Origin of the sequence: Thioalkalivibrio paradoxus ARh 1 (assembly GCF_000227685.2) — a bacterium.
GTDB lineage: Bacteria > Pseudomonadota > Gammaproteobacteria > Ectothiorhodospirales > Ectothiorhodospiraceae > Thioalkalivibrio > Thioalkalivibrio paradoxus.
Map to the genome: position 1 here is coordinate 1,534,629 of NZ_CP007029.1, position 16,285 is coordinate 1,550,913.

The window sequence follows — 16,285 nt, forward strand, 5'->3', positions numbered from 1 at the left end:
CGTAGTGCGCGTCATCCGCGTGTGGGGGGGTCGTCGTCCTGGCGGGCGATCTGCGCCTCGAGCGCCTCGATGCGCGCGCGGATGTCGTCGAGTTCCGCCTGCTTGCGTTCTTCGCGTGCCTTCAGCAAGGCCAGGTAGTGGCGAGGGTAGCGGGCAAGAACCCGCTCGAGCAGGTTGAGCAGCAGCGCGATCCGGTAAGCGCGGGTGAGCAATACCCGCAGGCGCACGGTCTGGAAGACCTTGCTGACCTTCGCCAGGCGCAGGGCACGAAACAGTGCGAGGCTGCGCAGGAAGGCGACCAGCGGGAGCACGATGATCAGCAGGTTGATCCAGTGTTCCCGGGCGTACTGCAGTTTTTTCGGGGCGACCGAGATCATCACCATGAACTCCAGCGCGAACGCGAGCCAGATCACCGAGGTCAGCGTATGCAGCGTCCACGCAAGGACGGGCGAAGACTCGATCTCCGCGTGAAACAGGAATTCCCCGACCAGCACCGGCAGGATCAGGAACGCGATGCCCAGCATCGGGATTGCGAGGCCCAGTTCGAGCCGGTGAAATAGATTCTCGTCGCGTTGTTGCCAGCCGAGGCCCGGCAACCACAGCCAGCGTGCCGGCGCGTGGGGCGATACCGCCACCCGCAAGGGTGGCAGCAGCAGCACCAGCAGGAACCGCTTGCGTGCGGATCGGGCGTCGTCGCGGCGCCAGGCGACCAGCGCCGGCAGGGCTTCCAGTACGATCAGGGCCCAGCACGCGAGCAGAGCCCAGCGCACCCAGTCGACTGCCCAGATTCGGGTGCTGACATCCTCGGAGACACCGCCATGCGGCAGGACCAGGCCGAGCAACAACAGCATGCCGAGGGCAACGAGAAACATGAGTCGCTCGCGCCCGGCAGTGCTGGACGGAGGAACCAGGCTGTCGTCTGTCATTCCGGCCTCTGGTACTCGGGGGGCATAGGGTACCGGCTCCGGGATTCCGCTGCCCATCACCGGACGAGCCGACCGGGCCATGCGGCAGAGGCGATCCGTCGGGGCGGGGAGATGCCGCCGCGCCTCGCGGCGCGCCCGCTACGTTGGGCGATCACGCTGGGTCGACTCAACTGTCGTGGCGCGGAGCGACCACCCCCGATCCTCAATGAGGCGTTGTACGCTTCTTTCGTGCTTGGTGGGCCGCCGCAAATCGTGAGCATCGGGAAATCTGATATCTTCGGGGCACAACGAAGCCGACCCAACCCGCGCCCCTGACCCGGATTGTCCCCGTGACCGCCCCAGAAACCCCGTTCCGTCAGCGCCTGCTTGCCGAGGCCGTGCGCATGGAGGAAGACCGCCTCGGCCGCTTGGTCGAGGATCCGGCAGCCGAGGCGCGGGCGCGCGAAGCGGGCGGGGATTTCGAACAGCGCATTCTCCGGCGTGCGGCCGGGATGGAACTGGGGCGGCGGCTCGCAACGTCGCTGGAGAATATCCGCCAGGTCCGCTCCTGGCTGCTGGTGCTGGTGTCGGTGCTGGCATTCCTCGCGGGAGTCGGCGCGGCCGGAGGTGTGTTCAGCCAGGAATCGGAAATCAACATCCTGTGGGCGCTGTCCGCGCTGCTGGGGCTGCAGCTGCTGATGCTGCTGCTATGGGGGGTGCTGATTCTGTACCGTCCTCGGGGAGGAGGGGGGCTGCTCGGCCGGGCGGCGATGGGGGTCGTGCATCGGCTGGGGCGGCGCCTGTGCCGCCAGCCCGAGGCCGGTGTGGTGCTGGCTGCGGGGGTGGGATTGTTGCGTCGCGATGGCCTGGGCAAGTGGATCGCGAGCAGCCTCACGCACGGACTCTGGTTCCTGTTCTCGCTGGGTGCGCTGCTTGGGTCGATGTTCTCGCTGAGCGTGCGCCAGTACGATTTCGTCTGGGGCACGACCCTGCTGACCGAGAACAGCTTCGTGGCGCTGGTGGCGATGCTGGGGGCACCGGCGCAGGCGCTGGGCTGGCCGGTGCCGGATCCCGCGGTGGTGATGGCCAGCCGCATCGGCGAGGCCAGCCCGGCGGGCCGCGAGCTCTGGTCCGCGCTGTTGCTGTCCTCGCTGGTGTTCTACGGTCTGCTGCCACGGCTGCTGCTGACCGGGCTGAGCGTGGTGCTCGCACGGCGTGCGTTGCGGCGGCTGCGGCTCGACACCAGTCTGCCGGGGTACGCGCGTCTATCGGACCGGTTGGGCGCACCGGCCCGGTCGATCGGGGTGCTCGATCCGCAGCCGCCCGACTCGGGCACGGTCGTACCGGCTGCTCGGGGGCGGCCCGGACCGGTTCGCGGCCCGGTGCGCCTGATCGGGCTCGAACTGCAGCGCACCGACGAGCATTGGCCGCCCCGGCTGCCCGGCGTCGACTGGATTCCGGTGGGGCGCGCCGACGACCGGTCCCAGCGCCGGGACGTGCTGGCGGCGCTGCGGTCGTGGCCGGATACCGAGGGCGTGGTGCTGGTGCTGTGTTCGCTGGCACGAACCCCGGATCGCGGTGCCGAGCGCTTTCTGGCGGCCGTCTGCGAACAGAGTCCGGTGCCCGTCTGGGCAGTGCTCGACGAGGCGCGGCTGCTCCGTTCCCGCGATATTGATCCTGCGGCTCGTGCCCGCCAGTGGCAGGTGGCGGCGGGCCGCGCCGGTCTCGACTACGTGCTCGAGGCGGAGCTGGACGACCCGCGGCATCCGGGTACCCGCGAATTGGCGAATCTGCTCGGACAGGGGGGTGCGCCGGCATGAGCGAGCTGCTGAAGATCGTGGTGGTCGGGCATACCAACACCGGCAAGACCTCGCTGCTGCGGACGCTGTCGCGGGACGAATTCTTCGGCGAGGTGGCGAACGAGCCGGCGACCACCCGGCAGGTCGAGGGCATGCAGCTGCTGCTGTCCGACGGCGAGCCGGTGATGGTATTGCTGGACACCCCGGGGCTGGAGGATCCGGACGGGGTGCTCGATCTGCTCGACCGGCTCGCAGACGACGCGCGTTTCGACGGTCCGGAGCGGATCCGGCGCTTCCTGGCGAGTCCGGAGGCCGGAACACTGTATGAGCAGGAGGCCAAGGTACTGCGGCAGATGCTGCAAAGCGATGCCGCGATCTACGTGATCGACAGCACCGAGCAGGTGCTCGGCAAATATCGCGAGGAGCTGACGATCCTCACCTACTGCGCGATTCCGGTGTTGCCGATGCTGAATTTCGTCGCCGACCCGGGGAGCCGGGAGGCCGAGTGGCGGGAACAGCTTGCGCGGGTCAACCTGCACGCGGTGGTCGCCTTCGATACCGTCGTCTATGACGAGATCGGCGAGCGTCGCCTGTACGAAAAGCTGCGCACGCTGCTGGACCGCTACGACGAGCCGCTGCGCCGCCTGATCGAGGATCGGCGCCGGCACGGTGAATGGCTGCGCCGGGCGGCTTCCGAATACCTTGCGGAACTGCTGATCGATACCGCCGCCTGCCTGCGGGTGGTTCCGGGCGATCTGGACGCGACCAAACTACGCGAACGGATTCTCCGGAACCAGGACGATGTGCGCCAGCGAGAGCAGCGCAGCGTCGATGCGCTGCTGCGCCTGTTCCGGTTCAGTGATGCGCACTACGACCACCACGGCCTGCCCCTGGTGAACGGATCCTGGGGCATGGATCTGTTCAATCCCGATGCGCTGAAATACTACGGCCTGCGGATGGGTGGGGGCGCCGCCGCTGGCGCCGCCACCGGCGCGGCAGTCGATGCCGCGACCTTTGGCGCGACCCTGGGGCTCGGGACGCTGAGCGGTGCCGCCGTGGGTGCGCTGCTGGGCACCTCGCTGCCGATGCGCCGGCGGATCTGGGGGCGGCTGCACGGCCTGTCGGAATGGCGGGTATCCGACGAAACCCTGCGCCTGCTGGCGCTGCGCCAGTTGACGTTGATCCGGGCGTTGCTGCGCCGCGGGCATGCCGCACAGGCGCCGCTGTCGTCGAAGGCCGACCCGGACGACCGCTGGGCCCGGGGTCCGCTGCCGGCGCCGGTGCGCGAGGCGCGGCTGAAGCCCCAGTGGTCGCGTTTGAACGCGGACGTCTTCGATCCCGAGCGTAGTGATCGCCAGTTGGCGGTCCAGCGACTGACCGATCAGATCCTGGCCGACCTCGTCGGGCCGCGGAACGGGTGAGGCGGGCAGCGGTTCCGGCCGTTGCTTGGGCGTTGCCTGCGCACCGCCCTGGTCCGGCGGCACCGCCCAGGGCGCCTGCGCCCGTGGTTCCCTGGATCCGAAAATGCCGCGAATCGGGGCGGCTGAGGCCGGTCGTGCCTGCTGCGCTTGCGTGCGGGAGGTTGGCACGTTGCCGTGGTCCGCTTCCCGCTCTGATCTCGGCCGGGCATTGTGCTAGATTCCAGGGTATATCCCTCGTGCCCCGAGCCGCGGTTCCGGATGCCGCTACGAGGCACTGCCAGCCGCCCAGCGTCACGGAGCATGCGGAGATGGAGCAACTGCCGAAAGGTCTACAGCCCTTGGTTATGGCGCTGAGCGAGCGGGACCTTTATACGGAACGGCATTGTGCACGGGTCACGGGGATCGCGCTGACGCTGGGAAGGCTCTGCGGCCTGAGTTCGCGGGAACTGCGGCTGCTGCGGATCGGCAGCACGCTGCACGATGTCGGCAAGATCGGGATCCCCGACTACATCCTGCTGAAACCGGCACGCCTCGATGCGGACGAATGGGCGGTGATGCAGCGCCACGCAGAGCTTGGGCAGAAGATCTGCGATGTCCTGAACATCCGCAATTCGGAAGAGATCGGCCGGGTCGTGCGCCATCATCATGAGGCTTTCGATGGCACCGGCTATCCCGACGGTCTGGGAGGAACGTCGATCCCGGTGCAATCGAGGATCATCGCGATCGCGGACAGCTACGACGCAATGGCGCTCGCCCGCCCGTACCATTCTCCGCGTTCCCATGCGCAGGTAATGGAGGTGCTGTTCGACCTCGCGGGCACCAAGTACGACCCCGACATTCTCGACCTGCTGGGTACGTTCATTCACCGCAGCCGCTACCGGGCGGCGTAAGCGGAATTCTCACACCCCGCGACGGCCGTGGCTGGCCCCGGGCGCGGGTTGCGCATCGGTGGTCGGGTGGGCAGCATCGGCGATATGGATCGCGCGGAACTCTCGAAGCACCGACTCGGCAATGGCGTGCAGACCGCGCTGCTGCTGCTGGGGCTGATGGGCTTGCTGGGGGTAATCGGCGCGTTGATTGGCGGACCCTGGTACGGGCTGGCCGCCATGGCGCTGGTCGTGCTGCTGTACCTGGTTCACCCGGTGGTGCCGCCGGCACTGATTCTGCGTCTCTATCGTGCGAGTCCGCTGCAGCCCCACCACGCCCCGGTGCTGAACGAGGCGCTGCACGAGCTGGCGCGCCGCGCGCAGTTGCCGTCGGTCCCGGCGCTGTACTACCTGCCGATCCCGCTGATGAACGCGTTCTCGGTGGGTGATCGCAGCGAGGCCGCGATCGCGTTGTCCGACGGCCTGCTGCAACGGTTGACTTTGCGCGAGATCGTCGCGGTCCTGGGGCACGAGGTCAGCCATATCGCCCACAACGACCTGCGCACCATGACCTTCGCCGATCTCTCGAGCCGTGTGACCGGGCTGCTGTCGCTGCTGGGCCTGTTCCTGCTGGCGGTCAACCTGCCGCTGGTGGTGCTGGGCGGCGCAACGATCAGCTGGGTGGCGATCGCGCTGCTGGTGTTCGCGCCGACGCTCAGCGCGCTGTTGCAGCTGGGGCTGGCGCGCAGCCGCGAATACCAGGCCGACCTGGGAGCCGTGGCGCTCACGGGAGATCCCAAAGGACTGGCGCTGGCATTGGCCCGGCTGGAGCAGGCACAGGGCGCGCTGTGGGAACAGGTCCTGCTGCCGGGGAGACGCGTTCCGGAACCCTCCTGGCTGCGCACGCACCCGCCGACCGAGCAGCGCATCGCGCGCCTGATGGCACTGGAGTCCCGATCCGGGCGCCGTGCACGGATCGGGCTCGGTGGGGGCTACGACCCACGTACGCTGCCGCGCGCCGGCGTGCGCGGGCCGCGCTGGCGCGTGGGCGGGCTATGGTTCTAGGTCGGGTTTCAGGGGGCGGCTGGAGGTTCCCTGGCCGATCGCCAGCGCGTACACTGCGGCGCTCGTTCTTGCAACCTGGGAAGGCGCAATGCAAATCTCTGCGAACAAGGTGGTCTCCATCGAATACACGCTGACGAATGATCAGGGGCAGGTGCTCGACACCTCGAAGGGCCGCGAGCCGATGGCCTATCTGCAGGGGCATCGCAACATCATTCCCGGGCTTGAGTCCGCGTTGGAAGGCAAGTCCGCTGGCGACCGCGTACAGGTCACGATCGCGCCGGAACAGGCGTACGGCGAGCGCAACGATGCGCTGCGCCAGGCGGTGCCGCGCACGATGTTCGAGGACGCGGATCAGGTCACGGTGGGGATGCAGTTTCAGACGATGACCGAGCAGGGTGCCCAGGTCGTGACGGTCACGGCGGTGGATGCCGAGCATGTGACCGTGGACGCCAACCACCCGCTGGCCGGCGAGACGCTGAACTTCGACGTGACGGTCGTGGATGTGCGCGAGGCCTCCGACGAGGAACGCGAGCATGGCCACGTGCACGGGCCCGGCGGCCACCAGCACTGAGGCGGTGCGGCCACGGCGGGCCTGTGAATCAGGCCCGGGTGTGGCGCGGGCCCACGGCGGTCGTCGGGGATCCTAGGAGCCTGTCGGACTTGGGCTGCTCCTCCCACGCGGCTCGCTACGGGCACTCAAATCCGAAAGGCTCCTAGGGCGTGACCGCCGTATCGGTTAGCCTGATCTGCGGTTTCGGGCCCGGCAGGATCTCGAGCACCGGCGCCCATTCGTCCTCGTCGAAACGGTCGAGTTCCAGCTGCAGCTCGGGGTAGGGCGTATCGGCTGCGATCTGCAGCGTCAGCGTGCCGTCGGATTCGGAGCGGGGGCCCGTGAGCCGTAGCGGGCCGTGGACCGTCGCCGCATCGTCCTGCCACCGGATCCGGGTGTCGTGATGGGCCGAGAAGGCGGGCCCCGGGTGGCCTGCGGGAACGACGCCGGTCAACTCGATCGTGCCGGTGACCGTGCCTTCGGTGTCCGCCACTTGGCCCTCGAGATCGACCCGCGCGGTCCCGGCGTCCAGCGATTGCCGCAGGCCGGGATCGGTGCGTTCCAGGAGAGCGAGCAGGTCGGCTTCCCCACTCACCCGGAACGTTCCCTCGGGTCCGGCACCGGGCGTCGGCGGCGTTGCCAGATCGAATTCCAGCAGGCCCTGGGCCGGGGCCGGCGGCATGCCGGGCCATCGGGGGATGCCCGCGATGGCCGCCTCGGTCCATGCGACCCGAACCTGCCCGTCGATGCGCCGGTCGGCATCCCGCCACTCGGCCTCCAGATCCAGCAGGGCGTCGTCGAGTCCTTCGCGACGGGCCTGGACCCGGTAGCGTTCGCCGAGCGAACTGGGTTGGGCCTCGAAACTCAGGTCGACACGGATCGGCTCGGCCGCCTCCGGTGTGTCCAGCACGCCGCGCAGGTGGCCGTCGAGTGCCTCGATCCCGCCCTCGATCGCTTGCCGGATATCGAGATCCAGGCGCAGTTCGGTGGCGTGCAGCGGAATCTCCGGGTCGGTGACGACCGCGTCGAACACTGCCTCGAGCCGACCTGTGCGGCCTGGCGCGAAGCCGCGCAACGCGATCTGCATGGCCATGCGCTGCTCGTCCGGGAGCAATAGGGTTCCGTCGAGCTCAGCCCGCCGTACCCGCACCGGGACGGCATTCTGCTGAGTGCTCCGCAACAGGCCCTCGAAAGGCGGCCCTTCGCGGTCCGGCCGCCGCTGTCGGCGGGGTTCGGTGTCGCTGGCAGGTGGGATATCGGCAGGCGGGGCCGAGTCTGGCAAGTGTTCGGGCGAAGCGGTATCCGGGGCGGCGGCAAGGCTTCGGTGGGAGGGTTCCACTACCAGGCCCCGAACGCTGATCTCGCGCACGTCGATCTCGCCGCGCGAGAGCAGCGGCCAGATCGAGACGCGCAGGCGTGCGCGCTCGAGGTCGAGCCGGTCCCCGTCGTCACCGATCAGTGTCAGCTGGCGCAGGCCCACACCATCGAGATGCAGGCGGATCGTCTTGGCTTCTGCGGTAATGCCTTCCGCATCGTTCAGCAGATCCAGCGCGGCACGGGTCTGGGCGCCTGCCGTCAGATAGAGCGCCAGCACCGCGAGCCACCAGAGCGCGCCGGCGAGTCCCGCCAGCACCAGCATGACCTTGAAGAAAGCCTTCAACCCGTATGCCCCCGCATGTTTCCGGCGGAAGGATGACGGCAATCAGGTTCCCGTGCAATCGCAGCCCGGGGACGCATGGCGAATGCGGGTCGAGTTCGAAGCATCGAACGCCCATGGGCCGGCGGACCCGATAGGGTTGCCTCCGGGCTTGGACAAAGCGCGATTGTCCGGCTAGCATCACGCTGAAGCCGCAGGGGATTGCCGGGCGGTTTCACCTTGGCACAGCCCCCCCTCGGGGCAGCGTGTTTGTACGATGCAGGTACTCATAGAGGAGGCAAGGCATGACCAAACTCAAGAAGATGCTGGCGATTGGGGCCGTGGCTGCGGCGCTGGGTATGGCGGCAACACCGGCCAGCTCGTGGTGGGGCAGCGGCTATTATGGTCCCTGGGGCGGTGGCCCGTGGTATGGGCCCGGCTACTACGGTGGTCCGTATCGCGGGTACGGCTACCCCTATCATGGCGGCTACCCGGGTTGGGGTGGGCATCCCGGCTGGGGCGGCTACCCGGGCTGGGGTGGTCATCCGGGTTGGGGCGCGTACCCGGGTTGGGGTCAGCCCCCGGTGGAGGAGCCTGATTCCGACTGATCATCCCCGGATGTACCGGTGGTAAAGGACCCGCGCGGGGTTGGCTTCGCGCGGGTCTTTTTTTGCGCTTCCAAGCACGCGGGGCGACGCCGGCAGCCGATCGCGGCGATGGTCTATGCCTGTTGACGCCTCAGAACGGGCGGGGCGACGGGTATTCCTGGAACACGCCGCGCGGATTGGTCGGCGGAGGCGCCAGCACCGGGTCGTCTTCGGGCCAGGCCACGGCGGGAAGCCTTCCGTCGTGAATGCGCTGGCGCTGGATCTCGATGCGTGGGAGATCGAGCAGCGCGGCGGTCTGGCGATACCCCTGTTCGGCGCGATCAAGGGCCGACAGTGCGCCGTTTGCATCGTCGTTGGCCGCCCGCGCCAGCGCGAGTGCCTCGAATACCGGTGGCATCGGGCCGGCCGCCAGCAGCCCCTCGGCCAGGTCCAGCCCGCGAGCGGGATCGCGAACCGCCGGATCGTCGGCGGCACTGAACAGGCGGCTCAGCGCATAGCGCGGCATTGGGTGTTGCGGCAGCGCCTGGATGACGGGCTCCAGTTGGGCCTGGATTTCCGCCTCGGAGCGACCGGCGCGCCGGTCGGCGACCAGCGCCAGCACCCGGGCGAGACTGTTGTCGCGAAAGCGTTCCCCGGCCTGTGTCAGCAGCCGTGCGGCGGTGGGCCAGTCGCCTTGCCGGAACGCCAGCAGGCCGAGGTGATGCGCGGCGCCGGGGTGCTCGGGCTGTAACTCCAGTACCCGCCGGTAGTGCTCGAGGGCGCCATCGCGATCGCCGTCGGCATCGAGCAGCACCCCGAGCAGAAAGGCCGCGAGCGTATCCCGCGGATGCTCGCGCAGCACCGCTTCCAGAATTTCTCGGGCAGGCGCTTGCTCGCCGCTCAGATACAGCGCCCGGGCGTGGCTGATACGGGCGTGATGGTTGTCCGGATCCTCGTCCAGCCCGCGGGCGAAATGGTCGGCGGCCTCGGCGTAGCGGTGGTCGCGCGCGGCCTGCAGGCCGAGCAGGAAATGGCGGCGCGCGCCGGTGTCGAGATCGTCCAGCTCGCGCACGATGCGGTCGTCGGCCAGCGGCTGGCGTTCGCCGCGCAGCGCCAGCGCTTCGCGCGCGGCGTCGACGGCACCGGTTCGCCGCAGTGCCTGCGCCAGCGGGGTGTAGACGGCGTCCGCGCCGGGATCCTTGTCCAGCGCCCGTTGGAACCACTCGACGGCGCGGTCGAATTCCCGGCGCTGCAGTGCCCGTTGCCCGAACCGGAACGCCGCAGCGGCCTCCAGGCCCGGTTCGGCCAGGGCCTGCTGCAGGTGGTCGCGCGCGTCGTCGGGGCGGTTGAGTTCGAGCAGCACTTCGCCGAGGCGCAGCGGCAGCGCAGGGTAGTCGGGATCGATCGCCGCGGCGGCCTCGTAGGCCGCAAGCGCGTCGTCCAGCCGGCCGGAGCCGTGGGCGAGCCAAGCGTCGAGATAGGCCCAGCGGAAATGTCCGGGGTCGAGGCTGCGTGCGTTGCGGTAGGCGGCGATCGCTCCAGCCGGAACCTCGTGCACATGGTAGAGCGCGCCCAGCCGGCCGTAGAGTTCCGCAAGGTCTTCCGGCGACGTCTGTGGATCCGCCAGCGCATCGCGCAGCGCGTCCCGCATTGCTTCGATCTCGGCCCGCGCCCGTGGCTCGGCGCCGGAGAGGTCCGGCGCGGGAACCGGCACCAGTGCCCCGTCCGCCTGCGGCGGTTCCCGCAGGAGATCGCCGTGCACGGGCGTGGTGGCTGCGACGAGGATCAGGGCCGCGCCCGCGAGCGCCGCGGGCCAGGATCGAGTCATTGCGTGTCTTCTCCGTCGGGTTCCACCACCGTGATCTGCCGGTTGACGGCACTGACCTCGACCTCCTGCACGACGCCGCTGGGCCAACGGATCTCGAGGCGGTCGACCGTGTCGTGATCGCCGAGGCCGAAGGTGACCGGCAGTTCGACCTGTGCCAGGTAGCTGCGCGTGGGGGACACGAGCCGGCGCTGGGTTTCGCCGCCGGCGGTCAGCCGGACCTCGGCACCGATCGCGTCGCGGTTCGACTGGGTGCCGACCAGGCGTACCCGAAGCCAGTGGTGCCCCTGGTCCTGATCGTTGCGCAGCAGTACCGCAGGGCGACCGTTCTGCGTCACGATCAGATCCAGATCGCCGTCGCCGTCGAAGTCGGCATAGGCCATCGCCCGCCCGGCCATCGGGGTGGCCAGGTCGCCCGGATCGGACACCTCGACGAAGCGGGTCGCGCAGGCCTCGCCGCAGTTCCAGAACAGCTGGCCCGGCTGTTCGTAGTGCTGGCTTGGGTGCACGGTGTTGATTTCGTGCTCCAGGTGGCCGTTCGCCTGCAGGAAATCGAGGCGGCCGTTCAGATCGACGTCGATGAACAGCACGCCGAAGGTCAGTGCCAGCCGGGTGGGGCCGGCAATGCCGTCGATCATCGCCTCGTCGGCGAACGGGGGCTCCCCGTCGGCCGTTACGTACAGCGAGCTCGGCTCGTTCGCGAAGTTGCCGATCGCGATGCCGAGGTCGTCGTCGTTGCGGAACCAGGCGGCGTCGATTCCCATGGCCCCGGTCGCGCTCCCGTCACGGTCGAAGGCCACGCCCTCGAACGCACCGACCTCCTCGAACGTGCCGTCACCGCGGTTGCGGAACAGGAAGTTGCGCACGGTGTCGTTCGCAACCACCAGGTCCATCCAGCCGTCGCCGTCGTAGTCGATCGCGACGACGCCGAGCGCCTTGCCGGCCGCGCGGCCGGTGCCCGGTTCGACGACCTGGATCCCGGCCTCGGCCGAGACGTCGGTGAAAGTGCCGTCGCCGTTGTTGCGGTACAAATAGCCGTGCACGCCATTGAAGTGATTCGGAGCGCCGTAGGCCCGGCCGAGCCCGGTGAGCCGGAAGTCGATCTCGAGGTCGATCTCCGGCGACCACTCGACATAGTTGCCGACGTAGAGGTCGAGCAGCCCGTTGTTGTTGGAATCGAAGAACGCGGCGGCGGTGGACCAGTCGCGTTCGAGTCCGCCGACGCCGGCCTTGTCGGTGACCTCGCGGAAGCGCCCCTGCTCATTGCGGAACAGCCGGTTGGTGCCCACCGCGGTGATGAACACGTCGACCCAGCCGTCGTTGTCGTAGTCGCCAACCGCGACGCCCATCCCGTACAGGTCGACGTCGAGCCCGGCCCGCTCGGTGACGTCGGTGAAGCGGCCGGTTCCGTCGTTCTCGTACAGCGTCAGCCGCGGCCGTTCCGGCCCTTCGTGCCCGGGCCAATAGCTGGAATTCACGAGCAGGATGTCCGGGTGGCCGCTGTTGTTGTAGTCGAGCACGGCGACGCCCGCGCCGATGGTTTCGGGCAGCAGCCGTTCGCCGTAGGCACCGTTCACGTGGGTAAAGTCGATGCCGGCTTCGCGGGTGATGTCGGTGAAGGTCAGCGCCGGCGGCCCGCCTGTAACCGGCGGCGCCAGCGGCTCGGGTGCGGCGATCGGGATTTCGTCGACGGTTTCCGGCTCCTCGCGCGCGATCCACCACCAGGCGAGCAGAACCGCGAGCACGAGCACGGTCAGCACACTGGCCGCGATCACCGAATACCGGAACATTCGGGCGATGCGGGCGTCGCCGCCGACCTCTTCCAGAGAGCTGCGTTCGGACGGGCGGTCGTTCATGGTCAGCGTGTCTCCTGACGCCTCGGGTCGTGCTCCCGGCGGCGACTCCCGGTGTCATCGGCCATCCCCGGCCGCGGGTGCGCATCCTGCCCCTGAACCTCGCGCCATGCAAGCGCCGTGGGATCGCGGACAGTGCGCTGCAGGTCGTACAACGTGAGCGCCTCGGCGGCCTGGTTGGCTGCCGGATTGGCGGCGCGGTGGCGCGCCACCGCAGTCGCGATCGCCAGGTCGTCGGGCCGGTAGCGTTCGTGTGCTGCGCGATGCTGTGCCGCGGCCTCGGGGTCGCCCAGTTGCTCGAGAACCTGCGCCATCGTGTGATGCACCGCGGCGGCTTCCGGATCGATCGCCAGCGCCGCCTGCAGCGCCTCGCGGGCCTGCTGCAGCAGCACCTGGCGGCGTTCGCTGCGCGCCTCGCCGCGTGCAGCGCGGGCCTGCTCGAAACGCGTCCGCCCGAGCAGTTGCGCCACGCGCAGATCGCGCGAGAAGTCGAAGCCGCGGTCGCGTGCTTCCTGGAAGCGGGTCGCGTACAGCGCCTCCAGGCGATCGGCGGCGGCGTCGAGACGTCCGTACTCGCGGTCGATCAGCGCCGCGTACCAGGCCAGGGTCCAGGGCGGCGCTTCGGCTTCGCGGGCTCGCGCGAGTGCGCGCGCCGCGTCGTCGAGGCGGCCCTCGCGGAAATAGACGCGGGCGAGGTTCAGCGGGCCATCGGCGCGACCCAGCCGTTCCACCTGCTGGAACGCGGTCTCGGCCTGACGCAGTTGGCCTCGGGCAGCGTCGCGGTCCGCGGTACGCAGCAGCCCGATGCCGTAGTCGTTCCAGCGTTCCCAGGGCGCGACCGGGTGTTCCTGGGGCGGCGCCGTGGTGTTGCCGGCCAGCGGCAGCGTGAGCCGGTCCGCCGCGAGCGTGGTGATCGGCAGATCGTTGCGGGTAAACGACTCGCCCTGCACGTGACGCATCAGTCGGGTATCGAACTTGCGATAGTGCAACGCCGCGTCGATCGTCAGCGGTCCTTGCGCATCGTCGGGCACCGTGAACCGGTACTGCACCACGGCCGCCGCGCCCGGCGGCACCTGATGATCGTACAGGGCCACGAAGATGTCCTGAACGTTGCGACGGTCGATCCGGTTGCCGTCACGGTCGAGCACGTAGGCGTTCACGAAGTGCGCCCAGGGGTCGACGTCGCCGTCGGGGCCGAGCGCGCCGCTGTGCCCGATCACCCCGTCGCCGTCGCGCAGCAGCACCTCCAGCCAGAGGTCGTTGGAGTCCGACGTTCCCTGCGTCAGCGGATGCCCGATGCGCAGCGTGCGCAGCACCACCTCGAGCAGATAGTCGTTCCCGGGTTCGAGCTTCGGCAGCTCGGGCCGCAGTGGGGCGTGCAGCTCGCCGTCGATACGCCCGTCCTCCTTGATGCCGAACAGGTCGATGCGGGCGACCCGGTCGCGCAGGAAATCCTGCCGGGCTTCGATCTCGCTTGCGTCGCGGCCCAGCAGCTGCGGGATCGCGGTGTTGGCGGCCGCGAAGCGATGGTCGTGCACGCCAACTCCCTGGCCGGGGAACGCGCGCGCGGCCGGATCGCGCGAGGCCGAATACGGCATGTGGCAGCCGGTGCATCCGGTTTCGGCCCGCTCGGGATAATAAAAGCTGTCGACGCGGTGGCCCGACACGCCGCTGGCGAGAAAGGTGCCGTAGTGGTCCTGGCCACGCAGCCAGCGGTAGTGGTTCAGTTCCTGCGGTAGCCCGACCTTGTGGCAGGTGCTGCAGAACTCGGGCTCCTGGTGCAGCGGGCGTAACAACGTGCGCTTGTGGTAGGCCGGTTTCGCCCGGATCAGCTGCCGCCCCAGCGCGGCGAGCCAGGCGTTGGTGCTGTCCTCGAACGGGTAGCGCGGCGGATCGACCAGCGTGAAGTCGGCGTTGCCGCGCGGGCTGTTGACCTCGGTGACCGCATGGCAGACCAGGCAGGTGATGCCGGCCTCTGCTGCGGGATCGCGGTCCGGGTCGTAGTCCGGCCGGTCGAACGCGCCGGAGAACAACGGCAACGGATCGTGACAGCCGGCGCAGAACCGGGCGGCCTGCACGTTGCCGTCGCGTTCGAGCACGACCGCGCGCGTCTCCTCCACACTGAAGCGGTAGACCGGGTTATTGAACGAACTGAAGCGGTGCATGCTGGCGGCATGCTGGTCGGCGATGTCGGCATGACACTCGGCACAGAATGCATCGCGCATCAGGCGCTCGGGGGGCAGCGTTGGTGTGTCGTTTGCGCTGGACTGGGTGGCGGCCAGCCGGGTCAGCGCCGGTTCAAACGTGGCGACGGCCGTCGGCTCCCCCTGTTCCGGGTGATACAGGTGCAGCCCAGCGGTGGCCAAGGCGAGCATCGCGGCGACCCCGGCCCAGCGCAGGCCCGCGCGCCAGCGCAGCCGCGGGCCGGCCAGCCGGTGCAGCAGAAACAGCCACACGATCGCCAGCGGCGCCGCGACGTGCAGCCAGTAGAAGGCGGCTCGTGCAGCGGGGTGATGGACCGCAAGAAAATCGAAGCGCACCAGCATCAGCCCCGAGCCGATCAGCAGCAGGCCGGTGACCGCGAGTGCCACTCCGGCCCCCACCGCATAGCGGTTGCGGCGGCCCCAGGCGCGGCGCAGGTGCCCGTAGACAAAGGCCAGGAACACCGGGATCAGCAGCAAGCCGAGGCCCAGGTGCAGCACGACCATGAGTAGGTAGAGGTAGCCTTGCAGACTGCGCCCGGTGACGAACTCGGCGAACGTGATCCCGGCCAGGTACAGCGAGTTGACCGCGAGCAGCACAAACAGCAGGAACAGCAGCGCGAGCAGCGGCCGTAGCGCACCGCCGATCACCTGGATCCGGCGGGGGGAGGGGGGTCTGGGAGCGCCGCGCCGAGGGTGCCTAGTGCCGGCCATAGCCTGGTGTTCTCGTGCCTGCGCGGAGTCCGATGCTGGTACGGCCGCGATCTCCGCAACAATCCTGTCTCGGGTGTATGCCCCTGTAGATTACCGTGAAATGCGCCTGCGCGCGCAAACGGTTTCCGGTGGCGGACCGCCCGCGACTCAGCCCGCCACCATCCCCGCCGTCACGACTTAGACTGTGGTGCTTCGCGCTACTCCTGCCGGCCGATCGACTCGATCATCGCCAGGAAATGCGGCTCTTCGTCGGCGACGGTCTGCGCCGGGCCGGTAAACTTGAAGAATACCGCGCCTTCCGGTCCCTCGACGATCGCGCCAATCAAGCGGTACCCGGGTCTTAGGTCGGCCCGAGGGGCCATCGGGCCGGCGGCGGCATTGTACGTGCCCGCAGCACGCACCACGGTCACCGGCATGCCGGCAATTTCGGTCGACTCACGCTCCGCGACCTCGTGTGTCGGGCGGCCGTCGTCCTGGTCGAACTGGCCGAACCAGCGGTCGACGTTGGCGTCGACCGTGCCGCCCTCGGTCGGACCGAAGTAGAACACGGCGACTTCACCTGGATCGGGATCGCCGTCGGCGGCGGGGGTGTGATAGGTCGCCGCGCGCATCGGCCGCTGGCCTTCGGTCTGCCAATGGCCGGGAACCGACCAGAGCAGGCCTCCCGCGGTGTCCTGGCCGGTGGCTGGGGCACCGGCATCCGTGTACGGGGGCGCCGGTGTCGCCGGAGCCTCGACTGCAGGCGGAAGTGCGCCCGCGGGGGCCTCGGCCGTATCCTCGGGAGAACAGCCGGCAGCGCCGAAAGCCAATGTGATCGCCAACAGGAAGAATTTATTTTTCATGGGCATGGACCAACAACCTCG

12 protein-coding genes are annotated in these 16,285 nt (G+C 69.1%); 6 read left to right on the top strand and 6 right to left on the bottom strand.

What is annotated here, in order from left to right; translation table 11 throughout:
• Window positions 1-11: 11 nt before the first annotated feature.
• Window positions 12-872, bottom strand: coding sequence for a hypothetical protein (locus THITH_RS07110; protein ID WP_025367365.1), 861 nt, complete (start codon window positions 870-872; stop codon window positions 12-14).
• Window positions 873-1,255: 383 nt separating this feature from the next.
• Between THITH_RS07110 and THITH_RS07115 the strand changes: the two genes are divergently transcribed.
• From THITH_RS07115 to THITH_RS07135, 5 genes are all read left to right on the top strand, one after another.
• Window positions 1,256-2,725: a DUF2868 domain-containing protein gene (locus tag THITH_RS07115; protein ID WP_025367366.1), complete on the top strand. Its 1,470-nt coding sequence runs from the start codon at window positions 1,256-1,258 to the stop codon at window positions 2,723-2,725.
• Window positions 2,722-4,125 (top strand): GTPase/DUF3482 domain-containing protein, encoded by a 1,404-nt coding sequence (locus THITH_RS07120; RefSeq protein WP_006747774.1) that lies wholly within the window; start codon window positions 2,722-2,724, stop codon window positions 4,123-4,125. The genes THITH_RS07115 and THITH_RS07120 overlap by 4 nt, the downstream gene beginning before the upstream one ends.
• 344 nt (window positions 4,126-4,469) lie before the next feature.
• Window positions 4,470-5,015 carry an HD-GYP domain-containing protein gene (locus tag THITH_RS07125; protein ID WP_232222293.1) on the top strand — a complete coding sequence of 182 codons (546 nt, stop codon included), beginning with the start codon at window positions 4,470-4,472 and terminating at the stop codon, window positions 5,013-5,015.
• 84 nt (window positions 5,016-5,099) lie between these two features.
• Window positions 5,100-6,056, top strand: a complete 957-nt coding sequence (locus tag THITH_RS07130; protein WP_025367367.1) for a zinc metalloprotease HtpX — start codon at window positions 5,100-5,102, stop codon at window positions 6,054-6,056.
• 88 nt (window positions 6,057-6,144) lie between these two features.
• The gene (locus THITH_RS07135) at window positions 6,145-6,627 is read left to right on the top strand and encodes an FKBP-type peptidyl-prolyl cis-trans isomerase (protein ID WP_006747771.1); all 483 of its coding nucleotides are present in this window, start codon (window positions 6,145-6,147) and stop codon (window positions 6,625-6,627) included.
• Window positions 6,628-6,769: 142 nt separating this feature from the next.
• On the opposite strand, the gene THITH_RS07140 is transcribed toward THITH_RS07135, so the two are convergent.
• Window positions 6,770-8,266: an AsmA family protein gene (locus tag THITH_RS07140; protein ID WP_006747770.1), complete on the bottom strand. Its 1,497-nt coding sequence runs from the start codon at window positions 8,264-8,266 to the stop codon at window positions 6,770-6,772.
• 281 nt (window positions 8,267-8,547) lie between these two features.
• Between THITH_RS07140 and THITH_RS17810 the strand changes: the two genes are divergently transcribed.
• Window positions 8,548-8,850, top strand: a complete 303-nt coding sequence (locus THITH_RS17810; protein WP_006747769.1) for a hypothetical protein — start codon at window positions 8,548-8,550, stop codon at window positions 8,848-8,850.
• A gap of 130 nt (window positions 8,851-8,980) precedes the next feature.
• Here the strand turns inward: THITH_RS17810 and THITH_RS07145 are convergent, their stop codons facing one another.
• From THITH_RS07145 to THITH_RS07160, 4 genes are all read right to left on the bottom strand, one after another.
• Window positions 8,981-10,657 carry a tetratricopeptide repeat protein gene (locus THITH_RS07145; RefSeq protein ID WP_006747768.1) on the bottom strand — a complete coding sequence of 559 codons (1,677 nt, stop codon included), beginning with the start codon at window positions 10,655-10,657 and terminating at the stop codon, window positions 8,981-8,983.
• Complete coding sequence (locus THITH_RS07150; protein ID WP_006747767.1) at window positions 10,654-12,510, bottom strand: CRTAC1 family protein; 1,857 nt, start codon at window positions 12,508-12,510, stop codon at window positions 10,654-10,656. The genes THITH_RS07145 and THITH_RS07150 overlap by 4 nt, the downstream gene beginning before the upstream one ends.
• A 2-nt stretch (window positions 12,511-12,512) precedes the next feature.
• Complete coding sequence (locus THITH_RS07155) at window positions 12,513-15,359, bottom strand: multiheme c-type cytochrome (protein WP_006747766.1); 2,847 nt, start codon at window positions 15,357-15,359, stop codon at window positions 12,513-12,515.
• 260 nt (window positions 15,360-15,619) lie between these two features.
• A complete protein-coding gene (locus tag THITH_RS07160) occupies window positions 15,620-16,270 on the bottom strand; it encodes a hypothetical protein (protein ID WP_006747765.1) in 651 nt (216 codons plus the stop codon).
• Between the last annotated feature and the right edge of the window lie 15 nt (window positions 16,271-16,285).

What these genes read in the sequence shown, in the direction of transcription:
- THITH_RS17810 (WP_006747769.1), top strand. Translation starts at nt 8,548, where the DNA reads ATGACCAAACTCAAGAAGATGCTGGCGATTGGGGCCGTGGCTGCGGCG.
- THITH_RS07110 (WP_025367365.1), bottom strand. Translation starts at nt 872, where the DNA reads ATGTTTCTCGTTGCCCTCGGCATGCTGTTGTTGCTCGGCCTGGTCCTG.
- THITH_RS07120 (WP_006747774.1), top strand. Translation starts at nt 2,722, where the DNA reads ATGAGCGAGCTGCTGAAGATCGTGGTGGTCGGGCATACCAACACCGGC.
- THITH_RS07160 (WP_006747765.1), bottom strand. Translation starts at nt 16,270, where the DNA reads ATGCCCATGAAAAATAAATTCTTCCTGTTGGCGATCACATTGGCTTTC.
- THITH_RS07145 (WP_006747768.1), bottom strand. Translation starts at nt 10,657, where the DNA reads ATGACTCGATCCTGGCCCGCGGCGCTCGCGGGCGCGGCCCTGATCCTC.
- THITH_RS07135 (WP_006747771.1), top strand. Translation starts at nt 6,145, where the DNA reads ATGCAAATCTCTGCGAACAAGGTGGTCTCCATCGAATACACGCTGACG.
- THITH_RS07130 (WP_025367367.1), top strand. Translation starts at nt 5,100, where the DNA reads ATGGATCGCGCGGAACTCTCGAAGCACCGACTCGGCAATGGCGTGCAG.
- THITH_RS07150 (WP_006747767.1), bottom strand. Translation starts at nt 12,510, where the DNA reads ATGAACGACCGCCCGTCCGAACGCAGCTCTCTGGAAGAGGTCGGCGGC.
- THITH_RS07125 (WP_232222293.1), top strand. Translation starts at nt 4,470, where the DNA reads ATGGCGCTGAGCGAGCGGGACCTTTATACGGAACGGCATTGTGCACGG.